At 61.1% G+C, this 19,538-nt stretch carries 20 protein-coding genes; 10 read left to right on the top strand and 10 right to left on the bottom strand.

The window, feature by feature from the left end:
• Window positions 1-115: 115 nt before the first annotated feature.
• From mreC to tldD, 7 genes are all read left to right on the top strand, one after another.
• The gene (gene mreC, locus J3P77_RS03925) at window positions 116-1,171 is read left to right on the top strand and encodes a rod shape-determining protein MreC (protein ID WP_434681873.1); all 1,056 of its coding nucleotides are present in this window, start codon (window positions 116-118) and stop codon (window positions 1,169-1,171) included.
• Entirely contained in the window at window positions 1,164-1,655 is a 492-nt protein-coding gene (mreD, locus tag J3P77_RS03930) for a rod shape-determining protein MreD (protein WP_434679750.1), read from the top strand. The genes mreC and mreD overlap by 8 nt, the downstream gene beginning before the upstream one ends.
• A gap of 66 nt (window positions 1,656-1,721) precedes the next feature.
• Window positions 1,722-2,324: a Maf family protein gene (locus J3P77_RS03935; RefSeq protein WP_434679751.1), complete on the top strand. Its 603-nt coding sequence runs from the start codon at window positions 1,722-1,724 to the stop codon at window positions 2,322-2,324.
• A complete protein-coding gene (rng, locus tag J3P77_RS03940) occupies window positions 2,321-3,778 on the top strand; it encodes a ribonuclease G (protein WP_434679752.1) in 1,458 nt (485 codons plus the stop codon). The genes J3P77_RS03935 and rng overlap by 4 nt, the downstream gene beginning before the upstream one ends.
• A gap of 183 nt (window positions 3,779-3,961) precedes the next feature.
• Window positions 3,962-7,777 (top strand): YhdP family protein, encoded by a 3,816-nt coding sequence (locus tag J3P77_RS03945; RefSeq protein WP_434679753.1) that lies wholly within the window; start codon window positions 3,962-3,964, stop codon window positions 7,775-7,777.
• 46 nt (window positions 7,778-7,823) lie between these two features.
• Entirely contained in the window at window positions 7,824-8,669 is an 846-nt protein-coding gene (locus J3P77_RS03950) for a carbon-nitrogen hydrolase family protein (RefSeq protein WP_434679755.1), read from the top strand.
• A 2-nt stretch (window positions 8,670-8,671) separates the two neighbouring features.
• Window positions 8,672-10,111 (top strand): metalloprotease TldD, encoded by a 1,440-nt coding sequence (tldD, locus tag J3P77_RS03955; RefSeq protein ID WP_434679756.1) that lies wholly within the window; start codon window positions 8,672-8,674, stop codon window positions 10,109-10,111.
• Between the two features lie 45 nt (window positions 10,112-10,156).
• Here the strand turns inward: tldD and yjgA are convergent, their stop codons facing one another.
• Window positions 10,157-10,678 (bottom strand): ribosome biogenesis factor YjgA, encoded by a 522-nt coding sequence (gene yjgA, locus J3P77_RS03960; protein WP_434679757.1) that lies wholly within the window; start codon window positions 10,676-10,678, stop codon window positions 10,157-10,159.
• A 107-nt stretch (window positions 10,679-10,785) separates the two neighbouring features.
• Between yjgA and pmbA the strand changes: the two genes are divergently transcribed.
• The 3 genes from pmbA (at window position 10,786) to J3P77_RS03975 (ending at window position 13,388) form a co-directional block, all read left to right on the top strand.
• Window positions 10,786-12,132 carry a metalloprotease PmbA gene (gene pmbA, locus J3P77_RS03965; protein ID WP_434679758.1) on the top strand — a complete coding sequence of 449 codons (1,347 nt, stop codon included), beginning with the start codon at window positions 10,786-10,788 and terminating at the stop codon, window positions 12,130-12,132.
• 187 nt (window positions 12,133-12,319) lie between these two features.
• Window positions 12,320-12,775: a hypothetical protein gene (locus tag J3P77_RS03970; RefSeq protein WP_434679760.1), complete on the top strand. Its 456-nt coding sequence runs from the start codon at window positions 12,320-12,322 to the stop codon at window positions 12,773-12,775.
• Between the two features lies 1 nt (window position 12,776).
• Complete coding sequence (locus J3P77_RS03975; protein WP_434679761.1) at window positions 12,777-13,388, top strand: superoxide dismutase; 612 nt, start codon at window positions 12,777-12,779, stop codon at window positions 13,386-13,388.
• 75 nt (window positions 13,389-13,463) lie between these two features.
• Here the strand turns inward: J3P77_RS03975 and J3P77_RS03980 are convergent, their stop codons facing one another.
• From J3P77_RS03980 to J3P77_RS04020, 9 genes are all read right to left on the bottom strand, one after another.
• Entirely contained in the window at window positions 13,464-13,736 is a 273-nt protein-coding gene (locus tag J3P77_RS03980) for an HPr family phosphocarrier protein (RefSeq protein WP_434679762.1), read from the bottom strand.
• A 15-nt stretch (window positions 13,737-13,751) separates the two neighbouring features.
• Entirely contained in the window at window positions 13,752-14,609 is an 858-nt protein-coding gene (rapZ, locus tag J3P77_RS03985; RefSeq protein ID WP_434679763.1) for an RNase adapter RapZ, read from the bottom strand.
• 2 nt (window positions 14,610-14,611) lie between these two features.
• Entirely contained in the window at window positions 14,612-15,076 is a 465-nt protein-coding gene (ptsN, locus tag J3P77_RS03990) for a PTS IIA-like nitrogen regulatory protein PtsN (RefSeq protein ID WP_434679765.1), read from the bottom strand.
• 11 nt (window positions 15,077-15,087) lie between these two features.
• Complete coding sequence (gene hpf, locus J3P77_RS03995) at window positions 15,088-15,396, bottom strand: ribosome hibernation-promoting factor, HPF/YfiA family (RefSeq protein ID WP_125831624.1); 309 nt, start codon at window positions 15,394-15,396, stop codon at window positions 15,088-15,090.
• 74 nt (window positions 15,397-15,470) lie between these two features.
• Window positions 15,471-16,967 (bottom strand): RNA polymerase factor sigma-54, encoded by a 1,497-nt coding sequence (locus tag J3P77_RS04000; RefSeq protein ID WP_434679768.1) that lies wholly within the window; start codon window positions 16,965-16,967, stop codon window positions 15,471-15,473.
• Window positions 16,968-17,149: 182 nt separating this feature from the next.
• Complete coding sequence (lptB, locus tag J3P77_RS04005) at window positions 17,150-17,875, bottom strand: LPS export ABC transporter ATP-binding protein (protein ID WP_434679770.1); 726 nt, start codon at window positions 17,873-17,875, stop codon at window positions 17,150-17,152.
• Entirely contained in the window at window positions 17,876-18,424 is a 549-nt protein-coding gene (lptA, locus tag J3P77_RS04010) for a lipopolysaccharide transport periplasmic protein LptA (protein WP_434679772.1), read from the bottom strand.
• Entirely contained in the window at window positions 18,411-18,983 is a 573-nt protein-coding gene (gene lptC / locus J3P77_RS04015) for an LPS export ABC transporter periplasmic protein LptC (protein ID WP_434679774.1), read from the bottom strand. Before lptC ends, lptA begins: the two co-directional genes overlap by 14 nt.
• A gap of 16 nt (window positions 18,984-18,999) precedes the next feature.
• Window positions 19,000-19,524 carry a KdsC family phosphatase gene (locus J3P77_RS04020; protein WP_434679776.1) on the bottom strand — a complete coding sequence of 175 codons (525 nt, stop codon included), beginning with the start codon at window positions 19,522-19,524 and terminating at the stop codon, window positions 19,000-19,002.
• Between the last annotated feature and the right edge of the window lie 14 nt (window positions 19,525-19,538).

Below are 19,538 nucleotides of genomic sequence, written 5' to 3' on the forward strand. Positions count from 1 at the left end.
CCATACCGCATGAATAACAGCCAATCGAAGCTCGGAGCATCGAGCGCATGCTTCGGAGGAGCGGCCTATTAAACCGCTTTTCACAAAAGGCCCGTCTTTGGGCGTACGCCTTCTGGTGTTGGTCGTGCTGTCGGTCGCATTGATGGTGGTCGATGCCCGGTTCACGCTGCTCAAGCCCGTGCGTAGCCAGCTGTCTCTGGTTCTGATGCAGTCCTACTGGATCGTCGACCTGCCGCAACGCATGTTTCAGGGCGTCGCCAGTCAATTCGGCAGCCGTACCGAGCTGATCGCCGAAAACGAAAAACTCAAGACCGAAGCCCTGCTCCTGCAAGGTCGCCTGCAAAAACTTGCAGCGCTGACCGAGCAGAACGTTCGTCTGCGCGAACTGCTCAATTCCTCGGCGCTGGTCAACGAGAAGGTCGAGGTCGCCGAGCTGATCGGCATGGATCCCAATCCCTTCACTCACCGCATCATCATCAACAAAGGCGAGCGCGACGGCGTGGTGCTGGGTCAGCCGGTGCTCGATGCGCGTGGTCTGATGGGCCAGGTGGTCGAGCTGATGCCCTACACCTCGCGCGTTCTGCTGCTGACCGACACGACTCACAGCATCCCGGTCCAGGTCAATCGCAACGGGCTGCGTGCCATCGCCAGCGGCACCGGCAACCCTGAGCGTCTGGAGTTGCGCCATGTGGCGGACACCGCGGACATCAAGGAAGGCGACCTGCTGGTCAGTTCGGGCCTGGGCCAGCGTTTTCCGGCCGGTTACCCGGTTGCGACAGTCAAGGAAGTCATTCATGACTCCGGCCAGCCGTTCGCTATCGTGCGCGCCGTGCCGACCGCTGCGCTGAATCGCAGTCGCTACCTGCTGCTGGTGTTTTCGGACGGACGCTCGCCCGAAGAGCGAGCCGCGGATGCCGCTCAGGCGCAGGAGTCAATCGACAAGGGTGTCGAGCCTGCTGTCATGCCGACTCTGCCTCCGCCGACGCCGGCGTTCCCGATGTGGCCGCAGCCGGTAATCCCGGTGTTCCCTGCCGCCCACCCCAGGCCTGCCGCCACAGCGCCAGTGACACCAGCGGCGGCGCCTGCCGCGCCGCGTCCGGCCAGTAGACCCGCAGTGTCCCAACCGCCGGCGGCATCACCATCCAATTCCCGGGGGGCCATCGATGGCTAGGCACGTTACCGGACGCAATGGCTGGGTTGTCTGGCTGACCTTTGCCATCGGCCTGCTTCTGAGCGTTTCGCCGTTACCACAATTCATGGAAATCTTCCGGCCGTTGTGGCTGGCGCTGCTGCTGACATTCTGGGCGCTGACGCTGCCGCACAAGGTGGGGATGGCCACTGCATGGCTGCTGGGCCTGATGGAAGATGTGCTGTACGGCACGCTGCTCGGGCAGAACGCCCTGATTCTGTGCCTGATTGCCTTCCTGGTCATGACCCTTCAGCAACGGTTGCGCATGTTCCCCATGTGGCAACAGTGCCTGGTGCTGCTGGTGGTCTTTGGTCTGGCGCAGCTCGCCCAGCTCTGGCTCAGTGCCTTGACCGGCAATCGTCAACCGACCCTCGCTCTGGTACTGCCAGCGTTGGTCAGCGCATTGCTGTGGCCGTGGGTCAGTTACGGCCTGCGCGGGTTGAGCAAACGCCTGAGAATCAGTTAAGCGCCATGTGAGCGCGGGCGCCCGATGCGCATGCCGCGCTTGCTTCACCGACACGGAGATGTCCGTATGCCCACGCTCTATCTGGCTTCTGGATCACCGCGCCGTCGTGAACTACTCACTCAGATCGGTGTGCCGTTCACCACGTTGAGCGCGCAGATCGACGAAACTCCCATCGACAACGAAACCCCGACTGCCTACGTCGAGCGACTGGCGCGTGGCAAGGCCGAGGCCGGGCTGGCGTTGCTCGCTCCTGGTGAGCACGCCTGTGTGCTGGGCGCCGACACCGCCGTGGTGCTGGACGGTCGCATCCTCGGCAAACCGCTGGACCGGGATGACGCGCTGGCAATGCTCGCCGACCTGTCCGGGCGCGAACATGAAGTGCTGACCGCCATCGCCATTATCGATCAGCAGCGCAGCGAAACCCGCGTGGTATCGAGCCGGGTGCGTTTTCGCCAGATTCCGCAGGGCGAGGCAACGGCTTACTGGGCCAGCGGCGAGCCATGCGACAAGGCCGGGGGTTATGCCATTCAAGGTCTGGCGGCGGTCTTCGTCGAAGCTTTGCAAGGCAGCTATTCTGGGGTGGTTGGGCTGCCTCTGTGCGAAACCGCAGAACTGCTGGGCCGTTTCGGCATAACCTGTTGGCAATGCCTGGAAGGGAATAAGCCATGAGTGAAGAGATTCTGATCAACATTACCCCGATGGAGTCGCGGGTGGCAGTGGTGGAAAACGGCGTGCTTCAGGAGGTCCATGTCGAACGGACCCAGAAGCGCGGCATCGTCGGCAATATCTACAAAGGCAAGGTGGTCCGGGTGTTGCCCGGCATGCAGGCCGCGTTCATCGACATTGGCCTGGAGCGCGCAGCGTTCATTCATGCTTCGGAAATTTCCATGCGCGAAGGGCCGGCGGTGGAAACCATCAGTTCGCTGGTCCATGAAGGTCAGAGTCTGGTGGTGCAGGTCACCAAGGACCCGATCGGCAGCAAGGGCGCGCGCCTGACCACGCAGCTGTCGATCCCTTCGCGGTATCTGGTGTACATGCCGCGCACCGCCCATGTCGGGATTTCGCTGAAGATCGAGGACGAAGGCGAGCGTGAGCGTCTGAAGAAGGTGGTCAGCGATTGCGTGGCGCTGGAAGGCATCAAGGAAACGGGCGGGTTTATCCTGCGCACTGCGGCGGAAGGCGCGGGTGCCGATGAAATCCTCATGGACATCCGCTATCTGCGCCGCTTGTGGGACCAGATCGGTGAGCAGATCAAGACGGTCAGCCCGCCCAGCGTGATCTACGAAGACCTCGGTCTGGCCTTGCGTACGCTACGGGATCTGGTCAGCCCCAGAATCGAGAAGATCCGTATCGATTCGCGGGAGACCTTCCAGAAAACCACGCAGTTCGTCGCTGAGCTGATGCCGGAGATCGCAGACCGCCTTGAGCACTATCCCGGCGAGCGCCCGATTTTTGACCTGTACGGCGTCGAAGACGAGATCCAGAAGGCGTTGGAGCGCAAGGTGCCGCTTAAGTCCGGCGGTTATCTGGTGGTCGATCCGGCTGAAGCGATGAGTACCATCGACGTCAACACCGGCGCCTTCGTCGGCCACCGCAACCTCGAAGAAACCATTTTCAAGACCAATCTGGAAGCCGCCACCGCCATCGCCCGTCAGCTAAGGCTGCGCAACCTCGGCGGGATCATCATCATCGACTTCATCGACATGGAAGACGGCGAGCACCAGCGGCAAGTGTTGCGCACGCTGGAAAAGCAGCTCGAACGCGACCATGCCAAGACCAACATCATCGGCATTACCGAGCTGGGGCTGGTGCAGATGACCCGCAAGCGCACCCGGGAAAGCCTGGAGCAGGTGCTGTGCGAGCCGTGCCATTGCTGCCAGGGTCGGGGCAAGCTCAAGACTCCGGAGACCATCTGCTACGAGATCTTCCGCGAGATTCTGCGGGAGGCCAGGGCCTATCAGGCAGTGGGTTACCGCGTGTTGGCCAATCAGCGAGTAGTTGATCGGCTGCTCGACGAAGAATCCGGCAACGTGGCCGAACTGGAGAGCTTCATCGGTCGGACCATCCGCTTTCAGGTAGAAACCATGTATTCGCAGGAACAATATGACGTAGTGCTGCTCTGAAGTGGCTGACTTCGCCGACATGTATAACAAAGCCCGAAAGGGGCCTGCGGCAGGAAGCCCTGTCTTGATGAGTACGATGCGTGGCAAATGAGCAATACCTGAACCTGGTTGCACCTGTACATGTGAGCCGGGTACGTTTTAGGCAAGCTGACTGGCGCATCGCACTGTGGAGGACCTTCTGACATGGAGCGTCTCCCCCGTTTATTTGCAGCCCTGACGCGCTGGGGCCTGAGTCTCTGCGCCTTGCTGTTGGTGCTGGCGGCGCTGTATGTGAGCCTGGGGCGCCAGTTGGCGCCGATGGTGGCCGAATACCGCGTGGACGTCGAAACCAGAGCCAGCGCGGCGCTCGGCATGCCATTGCGCATAGGCAGCCTGGAAGGCAGTTGGTCGGGTTTTGCTCCGGTGGTCCTGGCCCGTGACGTGACGGTCGGCGTGGGTGCCAGCGCCATGCATCTGGACCGCGTCGCAGTAGTGCCCGACCTTTGGGAAAGCCTGATGGCCCGGAGCGTGCGGCTCTCGCACCTTGAGGTCAACGGCCTGCAGCTCATCCTCAAGCAGGCGCAGGACGGCAAGTGGGCGGTCCAGGGGCTACCGGTGCGCGAAGACAGTCCGGTCGATCCCGAGCAACTGCTCAATCGGATGCAGATGGTGTCGCGCCTGTCGTTGTTCGATAGCCAGGTCACGCTGCATCCGTTTGGCGAGTCGCCGCTGACCCTCACTTACGTCAGCTTCAGTCTGTCGACAGGCAGTTATCACCAGCGCCTGGACGCTCGCTTGACGCTGCCCGACGGTCAGCCGCTTGCCTTGAACCTGCGCGCGCGGGTCGAACCGAGCAAATGGAAGGAAGGCGAAGCCGACCTCTACCTCAGCCTGCCGCAGAGCGATTGGGCGAAGTGGGTGCCGAAAGCCCTGACCCGCCAGTGGAAACTCTCGACGTTGCAGGCCGGCGGCGAATTCTGGCTGAGCTGGGGCCAAGCGGGCGTGCAGAGCGCGGTCGCTCGCCTCAATGCCCCCACCATCCGCAGCGGCTACGCCGACCGCAAGGCGGCAACGCTCGATAATCTGGCGCTCAACGCCTGGTTCAAGCGCAACGACGAAGGCTTCGACGTGACGGTCGACTCACTGGCGATGAGCCTTGGCAAGTATCGTTGGGAGAGCAAGCTGTATTTGAATCAGTCAGCGGCGACGCCTGAGCGTGAAGAGCTCTGGCACGTTCAGGCTGATCGACTTGACCTGACCCCACTAACGCCATTGATCGAATCGCTGGCACCGCTGCCGGAAAAAGCCATGGCCGTGGTCAATAACCTCAAGGTCACCGGCGGCCTGCGCAATGTCTTGCTCGATTACCGGCCTCAGGCGACGGGTGATGAGCGTTTCAGCTTTGCCGCCAATCTCGACAGGGTCGGGTTCAATGCGTACCGCGGTGCGCCGGCTGCGGGTAATGTCAGCGGTGCGATCAGCGGCGACCTCGGCCACGGCGAGCTGCGCCTGGCGACCGAAGATTTCATGCTGCATCTGGACCCGATCTTCGCCAAGCCGTGGACTTATTCAAAGGCCGACGCACGTTTGACCTGGCGGCTGGATAAAGAGGGGTTCACCCTCGTGGCGCCGTATATCAAGGTGCTTGGCGATGAAGGCAAGATCGCCGCCGACTTCCTCATCCGCCTGCACTTCGATCACAGCCAGGAAGACTACATGGACCTGCGCGTCGGCATGGTCGACGGTGATGGCCGCTACACTGGCAAGTACTTGCCTGCGGTCCTCAGCCCCGCGCTGGACCATTGGCTGCGCACGGCGGTGGTAAAGGGCGCGGTGAATCAGGGCTTCTTCCAGTATCAGGGCTCGCTGAGCAAGAACGCACCGGCCACCGCGCGCGTCATCAGCCTGTATTTCGACGTTAGCGACGCCACACTGGCGTTCCAGCCCGGTTGGCCGTCACTGACCGGCGTCGACGGCAAGGTCTACGTGGAAAGCAGCGGCGTACGCGTCCGGGCCAGCAAGGGGCAACTGCTGAACACCCAGGTCAGCGACGTGAAAGTCGAAATTCCGCATGCGCCTGCCGGTCAGGAAAGCCACCTGCTGGTCGACGGCGGTTTCAAAGGTCCGCTGAGCGATGGTGTGAAAATTCTTCAGGAAGCACCCATCGGCACAGCCAGCACGTTCGAGGGCTGGCAGGGCGAAGGTCCGCTGACGGGTGCGCTCAAGCTGGACATTCCGCTGGCCAAGGACATCGAGCCTAAAATCGTCGTCGACTTCAATACCGAGGGCGCACGTCTGCAACTGGCCGAGCCGAAGCTGGAACTCAGCGAACTACAGGGCGCCTTCCGTTTCGATAACGCCAAGGGGCTCAGCGCCAAGGCCGTTCGCGCTCAGGCCTTCGGTCAGCCGGTGACCGCCGAGATTGCCGCACAAGGCCAGCCCGGTGCCAACCTGACGCGCATCGTCGCCAATGGCCAGATCACGGTGAAGAGGCTCACCGAATGGCTGAGTGTGAGTCAGCCATTGCCGGTTTCCGGCAACCTGCCTTATCAGCTGCAACTGACGCTGGACGGCAAGTCGACTCCGCTGGTCATCAGTTCAGGCCTGAACGGAGTAGCGGTCGATCTGCCGGCGCCCTTTGGCAAATCCGCCGATGAAACGCGAGCAAGCGAATTTCGCATGACATTGCAGGGTGCCGAACAACGGTTCGGTGCCTCGTACGGCAATCTGGCCAGCCTGGCGCTTGCCGCACCCAAGGGCAAACCGACTGAAGGACGCGGCGAACTCTACCTGGGGCAGGGCGGTGCCATCGTGCCGGATGCCAAGGGCGTGAGAGTCCGGGGCGAGCTGTCGGAACTGGATATCGCGCCCTGGCAAGCAGTGGCTCAGCGTTATTCCGGTAACAACCCTGGCGGCAGCGCCAAGCAGCTGCTCAGCAGCGTGGACCTGCGAGTCGGCAAGCTGACGGCCATGGGCACAACGCTGGACGATGCGCGTGTTCAGCTGCAGCGCAGCGCCGCCGCCTGGGCGCTTTCGCTCGACAGTTCGCGGATCAAAGGCACCGCCACGCTGCCGGATGCGAAGGGCGCGCCCATCGGCGTCGACATGCTTTACGTGCGCCTTCCCGCGCCTGACCCCAAAGCGACGGCTGTGGAAAACGCGCCGGACCCGCTGGCGGATGTCGACCCGGGCAAGATTCCCGCGCTCAACATTAAGGTGGCGCAGTTATTTCAGGGCGAGCAGCTGCTGGGTGCCTGGGCTCTGAAGGTCCGTCCGACGGCGACCGGCATCCGTCTGTCTGATCTGAGTCTGGGTCTCAAAGGCTTGTTGCTCGAAGGAGAGGGCAGTTGGGAAGGCGCGCCTGGCTCCAGCAGCAGCTGGTTCAAAGGCCGTATGGGCGGCAAGAACCTTGCGGACATTCTGAAGGCTTGGGGCTTTGCGCCGACCGTCACTAGCGAGACCTTCGAACTCAACGTCGATGGCCGCTGGCCGGGCTCGCCGGCATGGGTGGGGCTCAAGCGCTACTCGGGCAGTCTCGACGCCACCCTGCGTCGTGGTCAGTTCGTGGAAGTGGAAGGCGGAGCGCAGGCCTTGCGAGTGTTCGGTCTGCTGAATTTCAACTCCATCGGTCGCCGTCTGCGGCTGGATTTTTCCGACCTGCTGGGCAAGGGGTTAAGTTATGACCGGGTCAAGGGTTTGCTGGTGGCCAGCGATGGCGTCTATGTCACGCGCAACCCGATCACCCTGACCGGGCCGTCAAGCAATCTTGAGCTAAACGGTACGCTCGATATGGTCAAGGACCGCGTCGACGCCAAGCTGCTGGTGACTCTGCCGGTGACCAACAACCTGCCGATTGCCGCCTTGCTGGTCGGCGCGCCGGCCATCGGCGGCGCATTGTTCCTGGTCGACAAGCTGCTCGGCGACCGGGTCGCGCGCTTTGCCAGCGTGCAATACAAGGTCGAAGGGCCATGGAAAGAGCCGAAGATCACGTTCGACAAGCCATTCGAGAAGCCCCAGTAATGGGGGCATGCTGTACAGTGGTGGTCGCCCTTGTAAGGAAAATGCCATGTCATTTGCCGTGATTCAGATGGTCAGCCAGAGCGACGTCCCCGCCAATCTGGCCCACGCCAGACGGCTGCTGGAACAGGCGGCCGAAGGCGGCGCGCGTCTGGCTGTGCTGCCTGAAAACTTCGCCGCCATGGGTCGTCGGGACATTGCCGATATCGGTCGCGCCGAAGCCGCAGGTCGGGGACCGATCCTGCCATGGTTGAAACAGGCGGCCCGCGACCTCAGGTTATGGATTGTCGCCGGTACGATTCCGCTGCCGCCGCCGGACCATCCAAACGGCAAGGTGACGGCGTGCTCATTATTGATTGACGAATACGGCGAACAGGCGGCCCGTTATGACAAGCTGCATCTGTTCGACGTCGATGTGGCGGATGCGCGCGGGCGTTATCGGGAATCCGACGACTATGCTCACGGAAACAGCGTGGTGGTGGTCGACACGCCCGTCGGTCGCCTTGGGTTGAGTATCTGTTACGACCTGCGTTTTCCGGAACTCTATACCGCCCTGCGGGAAGCGGGGGCTGAACTGATTACCGCGCCGTCGGCGTTCACGGCAGTGACCGGCGCCGCGCATTGGGAAGTCCTGATCCGGGCGCGCGCCATCGAAACCCAGTGCTACCTGCTCGCGGCCGCTCAAGGCGGCGTACATCCAGGGCCGCGCGAAACCCACGGACACGCGGCCGTCGTCGACCCATGGGGGCGCGTGCTAGCGCAGCAGGCGCAGGGTGAAGCCGTGCTGCTGGCGCAGCGCGACAGTGAAGAACAGGCGTCCATACGGGCGCGGATGCCGGTGTCCAGTCACCGGCGCTTTTTTTCGCAGGACGCCGTGCGGCCTGCTTCGGAGTAAATATGAGTGACGTGTCCTCTGTCAGCGAACACCTTCTGGCGCCCGGTGGTTTAAGCCTCGACAGCCTGCAATCGGTGCTGGGCGAACTGGCCGGCCCCGGGATCGACGCGGCAGATCTGTACTTCCAGGGCATGATTTCCGAATCCTGGTCTCTGGAAGATGGCATCGTCAAGGAAGGCAGCTTCAACCTCGATCAGGGCGTGGGCGTGCGCGCTCAGTCCGGTGAGAAGACCGGTTTCGCCTATAGCAATGCCATCACGCTCGAAGCGCTGAGCACCGCTGCACGTGCCGCGCGTTCGATTTCCCGCGCCGGCCAGAACGGCCGCGTCCAGGCGTTCACTTCCCAGGACGTCGCCCAGCTCTACGCGCCGGATAACCCGCTGGAAGTGCTGACCCGTGCCGAAAAGGTCGACCTGCTCAAGCGGATTGATGTGGCGACGCGTGCCCTGGACCCGCGCATTCAGCAGGTGTCGGTCAGTATGGCCGGAGTCTGGGAGCGCATTCTGGTGGCCGCCGCCGATGGCAGTCTGGCCGCCGATGTGCGTCCGCTGGTGCGGTTCAACGTGAGCGTGATCGTTGAACAGAACGGCCGTCGCGAGCGTGGCGGTCATGGCGGAGGCGGGCGTACCGATTACCGTTATTTCCTGACTGACGATCGCGCCATGGGCTACGCCCGTGAAGCGCTGCGTCAGGCGCTGGTGAACCTCGAAGCGATTCCCGCGCCTGCTGGCACCTTGCCGGTGGTGTTGGGTTCCGGGTGGTCGGGCGTGCTGCTGCACGAAGCGGTGGGCCACGGCCTGGAAGGCGACTTCAATCGCAAAGGCAGTTCGGCGTACAGCGGCCGCGTTGGCGAGAAGGTCGCGTCCAGCCTGTGCACCATCGTCGACGACGGGACTTTGGCCGGTCGCCGCGGTTCGCTGAGCGTCGATGACGAAGGCACGCCAACCGAATGCACCACCCTGATCGAGAACGGCATTCTCAAGGGTTACATGCAGGACAAGCTGAACGCCCGTTTGATGGGTGTTGCGCCTACCGGTAACGGTCGACGTGAATCCTATGCGCACCTGCCGATGCCGCGTATGACCAACACCTACATGCTTGGCGGTCAGAGCGACCCGCAGGAAATCATCGCCTCGGTAAAGAAAGGCATCTACTGCGCCAATCTGGGTGGCGGCCAGGTCGATATCACCAGCGGCAAGTTCGTGTTCTCCACCAGCGAGGCCTATCTGATCGAGGACGGCAAAATCACCGCGCCGGTCAAGGGCGCGACCCTGATCGGCAACGGGCCGGAAGCGATGAGCAAGGTGTCGATGGTCGGCAACGACATGTCGCTGGACAGCGGCGTCGGGACTTGCGGCAAGGACGGGCAGTCGGTGCCGGTGGGCGTCGGTCAGCCGACGCTGAAGATCGATGCGATCACGGTCGGTGGCACGGGCAATTGAATGTGAGCCGGGGCTGGCGGTGCGTCGCCAGCCCCAAGGTCGAAATCAGCGCAGGCCGCGTTGAATTTCGTCCAGCTCGCGGATGTATTTGAAGATTTTGCGGCTGGTGGCCGGCGGTTTGTTGCGCGCAACTTCGTGTTGGGCCTGGCGGATCAAAGACCGCAGTTGCTGGCGATCGGCGTCCGGGTACTCGACAACGAATTTTTCCAGGTCGCTGTCGTCGCCCCCGATCAACCGGTCGCGCCAGCGTTCCAGCGCGTGGAAGCGTTCGTTGTACTGGCGAGTGGAGGCATCGAGTTGGTCGAGCAGTTCCAGAATGGCTTCCTGGTCCTGATCGCGCATCAGCTTGCCGATGAACAGAATGTGCCGTTTGCGCGCGATATGAGCCGTGTGCTTGGGCGCTTCGGCCAGGGCCTTGCGCAGCGCATCGGTCAACGGCAGCTTGGCCAGCACGTCGGGCTTGAGTGTTGTCAGTCGCTCGCCGAGATCAACCAGAGCATGAAGCTCTCGCTTGACCTGGGTTTTGCTTTTCTCCCCGTCGAGGGAGTCGTCGTAAGAATCAACCATGGGGGCAGTCCGCAAATAAACGCCGCCATGATAACCAGTCGGGGGCCGCTTGTCCGGCCCGCTCGGTATTCGGCCTGTGCCGGAAGCAGAATTTGATGGAGAAAGTCATGAGTGCAACCCAAAGCGTCGGCCCGCAGGCCCTGCCCGAACTGCAAGACCAGGTCGAGCAGATCATCGCCGAAGCCAGGCGCCAGGGCGCCAGCGCCTGCGAGGTAGCGGTTTCGCTGGAGCAGGGGCTGTCGACATCCGTACGTCAGCGTGAAGTCGAGACAGTGGAGTTCAACCGCGACCAGGGTTTCGGTATCACCCTGTACGTCGGCCATCGCAAAGGCTCGGCCAGCACGTCGGCCAGCGGTGCCGATGCCATCCGTGAAACCGTCGCAGCAGCGCTGGCCATTGCCAGACACACTTCCGAGGACGAAAGCTCCGGGCTTGCCGATGCGGCGTTGATGGCGAAGGAAAACAAGGATTTCGACCTGTTCCATGCCTGGGACATCAGCCCCGAACAGGCCATCGAAAAGGCGTTGATCTGCGAAGCCGCGGCGTTCGATGCCGATAGCCGGATCAAGAACGCCGATGGCACCACGCTCAATACCCATCAGGGCTGCCGGGTGTATGGCAACAGCAATGGCTTTATTGGCGGTTACGCGTCTACGCGGCACAGCCTGAGCTGCGTGATGATCGCCGAAGGCGACGGCCAGATGCAGCGCGACTATTGGTATGACGTAAGCCGCCAGGGCGAACTGCTGGCCGATGCGCAAAGCATTGGCCGCAAGGCTGCACAGCGTGCGGCCAGCCGTCTGGGCGCGCGCCCGGTTCCGACCTGCGAGGTGCCTGTACTGTTTTCCGCGGAGCTGGCCGGCGGCTTGTTCGGCAGCTTCCTTGGCGCGATTTCCGGCGGCAATCTTTACCGCAAATCATCGTTCCTCGAAGGCGCGCTGGGCCAGCGCCTGTTTCCCGAGTGGCTGACGATCGATGAGCGCCCGCATCTGATGCGCGCCATGGGCAGCTCCGCGTTCGACGGTGACGGCCTGGCCACCTATGCCAAACCGTTTGTCGAAAATGGCGAGCTGGTGTCTTACGTGCTCAGCACTTATTCGGGCCGCAAGCTGGGTCTTCCCAGCACGGCGAACGCTGGCGGAGTGCACAACCTGTTCGTCACTCACGGCACCGAAGACCAGCAAGCGCTTATCCGCCGGATGGGCCGCGGGTTGCTGGTGACCGAGCTGATGGGCAGCGGTCTGAACATGGTGACCGGCGATTACTCGCGCGGAGCGGCCGGGTTCTGGGTAGAGAACGGTGAGATCCAGTTCCCGGTCCAGGAAGTGACCATCGCTGGCAACATGCGTGACATGTTCAAACAGATCATGGCCGTTGGCAGCGATCTGGAACTGCGTGGCAACATCCGCACCGGCTCCGTACTGATCGAGCGGATGACCGTAGCCGGTAGCTGACATTCCTTTCCGCCTGCCTCGTTCAATGGGGGCGGAACGTCTCGCGTTCCGGCCCCACATGTCAGTCATCCTGCCGATAGCCGCCATCTGCCGCGCCCCTCTTGTTTTGATTCTTGATCTCATTTAATAATGAATATCATTGTCTGACAGGCGTCGTGACGAGTTCCGACGCTTCTGGAGGGATGTCATGCAGCATTGGAAACGCACTATCGAGCAAGCCAATCGCTGTTTCAGCCTCGGCGAATGGGTTGAAGCCCGCGAGCTGTATCTTCAAGCGCTGGCGCTGGCGCAAGTACTATTCGAGCGCTGGCCAGACGCTGATGAGGCGGTGGCCGCCTGTGTCATTTCCCACCACAACCTGGCGGACCTGCATCTGAGTCTCGGCCAGCCGGAAGAGAGCGCCGAATACCTGTGCGCCGTCCACCAACTGTTATTACAGACCGTGCAGAACAACCGCTTGCCGCCAGCCTTGCGTGAGGCTGCGCTGCGTCACAGCAACAAGACCTACGTCGAGCTGCTTGGCTTTATCAGCGAGCACGGCGAATACCCGCGTACCCATCGGTTGCTGAACAGCAACGGCGAGCACTCAAGCTCGGCGGTGCTCGGCGATTCAACCGCTAGTCTTTCCTACGGAGTACATTGATATGCCTTACACGCTGCCTGCAATGCCTTACGCCTACGATGCGCTGGAGCCGCACATCGATGCGCAAACCATGGAAATCCATTACACCAAGCACCATCAGACCTATATCAACAATCTCAACACCGCCGTTGAAGGCACCGAGTTCGCCGAATGGCCGATTGAAAAGCTGGTCGCCAGCGTCCAGCAGCTACCGGAAAAACTGCGCCCTGCGGTCATCAACCAGGGCGGCGGGCACGCCAACCACACGCTGTTCTGGACGGTCATGGCCCCCAACGGCGGCGGCCTCCCAAGCGGCGCGGTGGCCAAGGCCATTGACGAGCAGCTGGGCGGGTTCGACAGTTTCAAGGAGGCCTTCACCAAAGCGGCACTGACTCGCTTCGGCAGCGGCTGGGCCTGGCTGAGCGTGACTCCGGAGAAGAAACTGATAGTAGAGAGCAGCGGTAACCAGGACAGCCCGCTGATGAATGGCAACACGCCGATTCTCGGTCTGGACGTCTGGGAGCATGCTTATTACCTGCGCTACCAGAATCGCCGTCCCGAATACATCAACGCGTTCTACAACGTCGTCAATTGGGACGAGGTTTCGCGGCGTTACGACGCAGCGCTGGCCTGATTCCGCGTCACCCGCGCGCTCCTGCAAGGCAACCATGCTTGCGGAGCGTGCCTGCGGAGCCTGTCCGGGCGGCGCTTACTCGCCTTCGTCGAATTTGTTGTTGATCAGTTCGACCAGACCATCCAGCGCGTCCTGCTCGCCTTCACCTTCAGTCGACAGATGAATTTCTGTGCCTTTGCCGGCAGCCAGCATCATCACGGCCATGATGCTTTTGCCGTCGACCATGCTTTCAGGTGTGCGACCTACCCGGATCTGGCAAGGATATTTGCCGGCTACGCCCACGAACTTGGCGGCTGCGCGGGCATGCAGCCCCAGTTTGTTGATGATGGTGATTTGACGAGCGGGCATCGCAGTGAAAATCCTTCAGCTTAGGTCGCGGTGGCGGACTTGAACGTTCTTGAGTGTCTGTTGCAGCACCTTGCCCAACCGTTCGGTCAGGTAGACGGAGCGGTGGTGCCCGCCAGTGCAGCCGATAGCGACAGTGACATACGAGCGATTGCTGGCCGCGAAGCGGGGTAGCCATTTGTTGAGGTAGGTGGAGATGTCCTGGAACATTTCCTCGACGTCCGGTTGCGCCGCTAGGTACTCGATAACCGGTTGCTCCAGACCTGAATGGTCGCGCAGCTCCGGTTTCCAGTAGGGATTTGGCAGGCAGCGAACATCGAACACCAGGTCGGCGTCCACGGGCATGCCACGCTTGAAGCCGAATGACTCGATGAGAAATGCGGTCCCGGGCTCCGGCTTGTTGAGCAGCCGCAGTTTGAGGGTGTCGCGCAACTGATAGAGATTCAGATGCGTGGTGTTTATCTTCAGGTCCGCCAGATCAGTGATCGGGCCGAGAAGGGTGCTTTCGTCACGAATCGCTTCGGCGAGCGAACGATCCGATGTGCTGAGCGGATGACGCCGCCGGGTTTCGGAAAACCGCTTGAGCAGTGTCGCTTCGTCCGCATCCAGATAGAGCACGTCGCACTGGATATTGCGGGCGCGCACTTCGGCGAGCATCAATGGGAAGCGGGTCAGGTGGCTGGGCAGGTTCCGGGCATCGATGGAGACCGCCAGCAACGGCTCAGCCAGCTCGGTATTGATCAGCGCACGTTCGGCGAGCTCCGGAAGCAGGCCGGCCGGAAGGTTGTCAACGCAGTAGAACCCGCTGTCTTCCAGCACATCGAGCGCCGTGCTCTTGCCGGAGCCTGAGCGGCCACTCACGATGATCATGCGCATGTTCAGTGGCCGTTCTGTACGTCCAGCACCACTTGATAAAGCGTTTCACCGCTTTCGGCACTGCGTAGGCGGTCGCGCACTTCGGCACGGTCCAGCATGCTTGCGATCTGACGCAGCAGCTCCAGGTGTTCATCGGTGGCGGCTTGCGGGACCAGCAGGACAAACAGCAGGTCGACCGGAGCGCCGTCGATGGCATCGAATTCCACAGGTGCATCGAGGTGAATGACTGCGCTCACGGGTGCGGTGCAGTTGGGCAGGCGGCAGTGAGGAATGGCGATGCCATTGCCAAAGCCTGTCGAGCCCAGCTTTTCGCGGGCAACGAGGCTCTCGAAAACGGTTTGCGAATCCATTTGTGGCACTTCACGGCCGATCAGATTGGCAATGGTTTCGAGTACGCGTTTTTTACTGCCACCCGGCACGTTCACGAGAGAACGGCCGGGGGTCAGGATATTTTCAAGTCGGATCATTTGAATGAGAGTTAGCGAGCTGTCGCACCTTTAAGGATGTTCTGCTGCTTTTCCTTATGCTTGAGCAATTGTCTGTCTAGCTTGTCAGTGAGCAGGTCGATGGCTGCATACATGTCGTCGTGTTCAGCATTCGCTACTACTTCCCCTCCGGGAATATGCAACGTGGCCTCAACCTTCTGCTTCAGCTTCTCGACCGTCATGATGACCTGCACATTGGTAATCTTGTCGAAATGCCCCTCCAGCTTCTTGAGCTTGAGCTCCACGTATTCACGCAGGGGCTTGGTCACTTCCAGTTGGTGTCCACTGATGTTGACTTGCATACAGCTTCTCCTTTGCCAGTGCATAAAGAGGTGGGCTGAAGACCCACCGCTGGAACGCTGTGGCGCGGCCTGCATCACATCAGTCGCTTACGCTCGCTCGACGGTGCGATCCCGAGAGATTCACGGTACTTGGCGACTGTGCGGCGGGCTACTTGAATGCCTTGTGCCTCCAGTAAACCAGCGATCTTGCTATCACTCAACGGCTTTTTCTGATTTTCGGCGGCAACCAGTTTTTTGATGATTGCGCGAATCGCCGTGGACGAGCATTCGCCGCCCTCGGAGGTGCTTACGTGGCTGGAGAAGAAGTATTTCAGCTCATAGATACCGCGTGGCGTATGCATGAACTTCTGCGTGGTAACGCGCGAGATCGTCGACTCGTGCATGCCAACCGCCTCGGCGATGTCATGCAGAACGAGCGGCTTCATCGCTTCATCGCCGTATTCAAGGAAGCCGCGCTGATGCTCGACGATCTGAGTGGCAACCTTCATCAGCGTTTCGTTGCGACTCTGCAGGCTCTTAATGAACCAGCGGGCCTCTTGCAGCTGATTGCGCATGAACGTGTTGTCGGCGCTGGTATCGGCGCGACGGACAAAACCTGCGTATTGCGGATTGACTCGCAGGCGCGGAACCGACTCCTGATTGAGCTCAACCAGCCAGCGTTCGTTGTCCTTGCGCACGATCACGTCAGGGATGACGTATTCCGGCTCGGTCGACTCGATCTGCGATCCAGGGCGCGGGTTGAGGCTCTGTACCAGTTCGATCACCTGGCGCAGTTCGTCTTCCTTGAGTTTCATGCGGCGCATGAGCTGCGCGTAGTCACGGCTGCCCAGCAGGTCGATATATTCGGTGACCAGACGCTGCGCTTCGGCGAGCCATGGCGTTTTGCCGGGCAGCTGGCGCAGCTGCAGCGCCAGACACTCGCTCAGGTTGCGGGCACCGATGCCGGCTGGTTCGAACTGCTGGATACGGTGCAGAACGGCTTCGATCTCATCCAGTTCGACATCCAGCTCCGGATCGAAGGAATCGAGGATCTCTTCGAGGGTTTCGTCGAGATACCCCTGATTGTTGATGCAGTCGATCAGGGTGACGGCAATCAGCCGGTCCTTGTCGGACATCGGGGCGACGTTCAGTTGCCAGAGCAGGTGGCTCTGCAGGCTTTCACCGGCCGAAGTGCGGGTGGTGAAATCCCACTCGTCATCGTCGTTGCTCGGCAGACTGCTGGCACTGGTCTGGTAGACGTCTTCCCAGGCGGTATCCACCGGAAGCTCATTGGGGATGCGTTCGCCCCACTCGCCATCCTCCAGATTGTCCACCGTGGATGCGGCGGTTTCCTGATAGGTCGGTTCCTGAACCTCGACGGTGGGCTTTTGATCGATGTTGTCTGCCAGCGGGTCGGAATTGTCGAAGTCGTCGCCTTCTTCCTGGCGTTCCAGCATAGGGTTCGACTCCAGCGCCTCCTGAATCTCCTGCTGGAGGTCCAGGGTCGATAGCTGGAGCAAGCGGATGGCCTGTTGCAGCTGCGGCGTCATCGTCAGCTGCTGGCCCATTCTCAAGACTAGCGATGGTTTCATGGCAGGGGCTTAAACCTTATTCGCCGGCGCACATGCGCCATCCACTACAGGGCGCCGAAGCGCCAACTTAAGCAAATTATATGCCTGAAACCGGAGGCTTTGCCTAGAGCGTCGTGACAAATAAAGCATTGTCAAGCCGGGCCTTAGGCATGAATCGCCTGAGCGGGCGACTCTCGGGATCTTTACAGGCGGAACTCGTGGCCGAGGTAAACCTCTTTCACCAGCTGGTTGGCCAGAATGGTTTGCGCGTCGCCCTCGGCGATCAGCTGTCCATCGTTCACGATGTAGGCTGTTTCGCAGATATCAAGTGTCTCGCGGACATTGTGGTCGGTAATGAGCACACCGATGCCTTTGGCCTTCAGGTGATGGATGATCTGCTTGATGTCGCCAACAGAGATCGGGTCAACGCCTGCGAATGGTTCATCGAGCAGGATGAATTTCGGGGCCGTCGCCAGCGCCCGCGCGATTTCCACCCGACGACGTTCACCACCCGACAGGCTCATGCCCAGGTTGTCGCGAATATGGCTGATATGGAATTCCTGCAGCAGGCTCTCCAGTTCCTTGCGACGAGCAGCCGTGTCGAGTTCCTTGCGGGTTTCAAGGATGGCCATGATGTTGTCGGCCACGGAAAGCTTGCGAAAGATCGAGGCTTCCTGCGGCAGGTAACCGATACCGGCGCGTGCGCGACCGTGCATTGGCTGGTGGCTGACGTCCAGATCATCAATCAGAACGCGGCCCTGATCCGCCTGGACCAGACCGACGATCATGTAGAAGCAGGTCGTCTTGCCGGCACCGTTGGGTCCCAGCAGGCCGACGATCTGACCGCTTTCGATGGACAGGCTGACATCGCGCACGACCTGGCGGCTCTTGTAGCTTTTAGCCAGATGCTGGGCTTTGAGCGTCGCCATTTACTGGGCCTTCTGCGGTTGTTCGGATTTCTTCTTCGGCTGGATGACCATGTCGATCCGCGGGCGAGGCGTGGTGACCTTGCTGCCGCCGTTGGCGCGGCCGGCGCTCACGATCTGCCTGACGGTGTCGTAGACGATCTTCTCGCCTTCGGACGTGTTGCCATCGTTGACGACCTTGGCCTTGTCGATCAGCACGATGCGATCCTGCGCCGCGTAGTACTGAATCGTCACGGCGTAAGCCTGCACGATCGGTTTGTCCACCGAAGGCTTCTGCTCGTAGTACGCAAGGTTGCCGACCGACGTGAACACGTCGACTTCGCCCTGGGCATTACGGGTGATGGTCACGGTGTTGCCAGTGATCTTCATCGAGCCCTGGGTGATGATCACGTTGCCCTTGTAGGTCGCAACGCCTTTCTTGTCATCGAGCTGAGCGTCGTCGGACTGGATGTGGATCGGCTGATCCCGATCGGTTGGCAGGGACCAGGCGCTCGCGCTTCCCAGTGCCGCGCCCAGACCGAGCAAAAAAGGAAGGGTTTTAACGAGCCTCATACTGTCCTCTTACGTTGGACAGCAGGTCCATCCTGCCGTCGTTCAAATACGCTTTCATTCCCTTGGCCGTAGTCGCACCGCCGCCGGCGTCGATTCTAACGACTTGCTGGGTCTGCGCATATTGCTTCTGCGGGAATACGGTCATGCGACTACTGGTGATGATAGTCGTACGTTTCTTTTCATCGGTGCGCGCGATACGCACGGCGTCAATCAGCTCGACTTCTTCGCCACCAGGCGAAACCTCGCCGCGCTCGCTCTGGATGTGCCACGGGAACGCGGTCCCACGGTACATCTGCAGATCGGGTGTGGTCAGCAAGGTCACGTCGGTCGCTTTCACGTGTTCGACCTTGTCGGCAGTCATCTCGTACTGCATCTTTCCGTCAGGCAGGTACTGAACACTACGCGCGTTGATCGCGTAAAAGTCGATGGCAGCCTCGTCGACGCCGGCGGCGGGCTGGTCCATGAAGCGTTCCGGGCTGACGTTCCAATAGCCGGCCGCAGCGACCAACAGGCCGATCACGCCGAATACCAGGAACTTGCGAATTTTTTTGCTCAACATGATCGGCTTCTGGCTTCTATAGATAGGCGGCATGGGCCGCTTCGAGGTTGCCCTGAGCGCTCAGGATCAGCTCGCAGAACTCACGCGCAGCGCCTTCGCCGCCGCGCGCCTGCGTCACGCCGTGCGCATGCTGGCGGACGAAACTCGCCGCGTTCGCAACCGCCATGCCTAATCCGACCCGTCGAATGATCGGAAGGTCCGGAAGGTCGTCGCCCAGGTGCGCGACCTGTTCGTAGTCGAGATTGAGCGTGGCGAGCAATTGATCGAGTACAACCAGTTTGTCTTCCCGGCCTTGAATCAGATGCTCGATGCCGAGACTCTGGGCGCGTCGCTCTACCATCGATGACTTGCGGCCACTGATGATTGCGGTCGTCACGCCTGAAGCGATCAGCATCTTGATGCCCTGACCGTCCAGTGTATTGAAGGCCTTCATCTCGCTGCCGTCCTGCAGAAAGTACAGGCGACCGTCGGTCAGAACCCCGTCCACGTCAAAGACGGCCAGTTTGATCTGCTTGCCGCGTTGCATCAGTTCAGTAGTCATCGCAGTACCTTCCA

This window comes from Pseudomonas sp. R1-18 (assembly GCF_051132095.1).
Lineage (GTDB): Bacteria > Pseudomonadota > Gammaproteobacteria > Pseudomonadales > Pseudomonadaceae > Aquipseudomonas.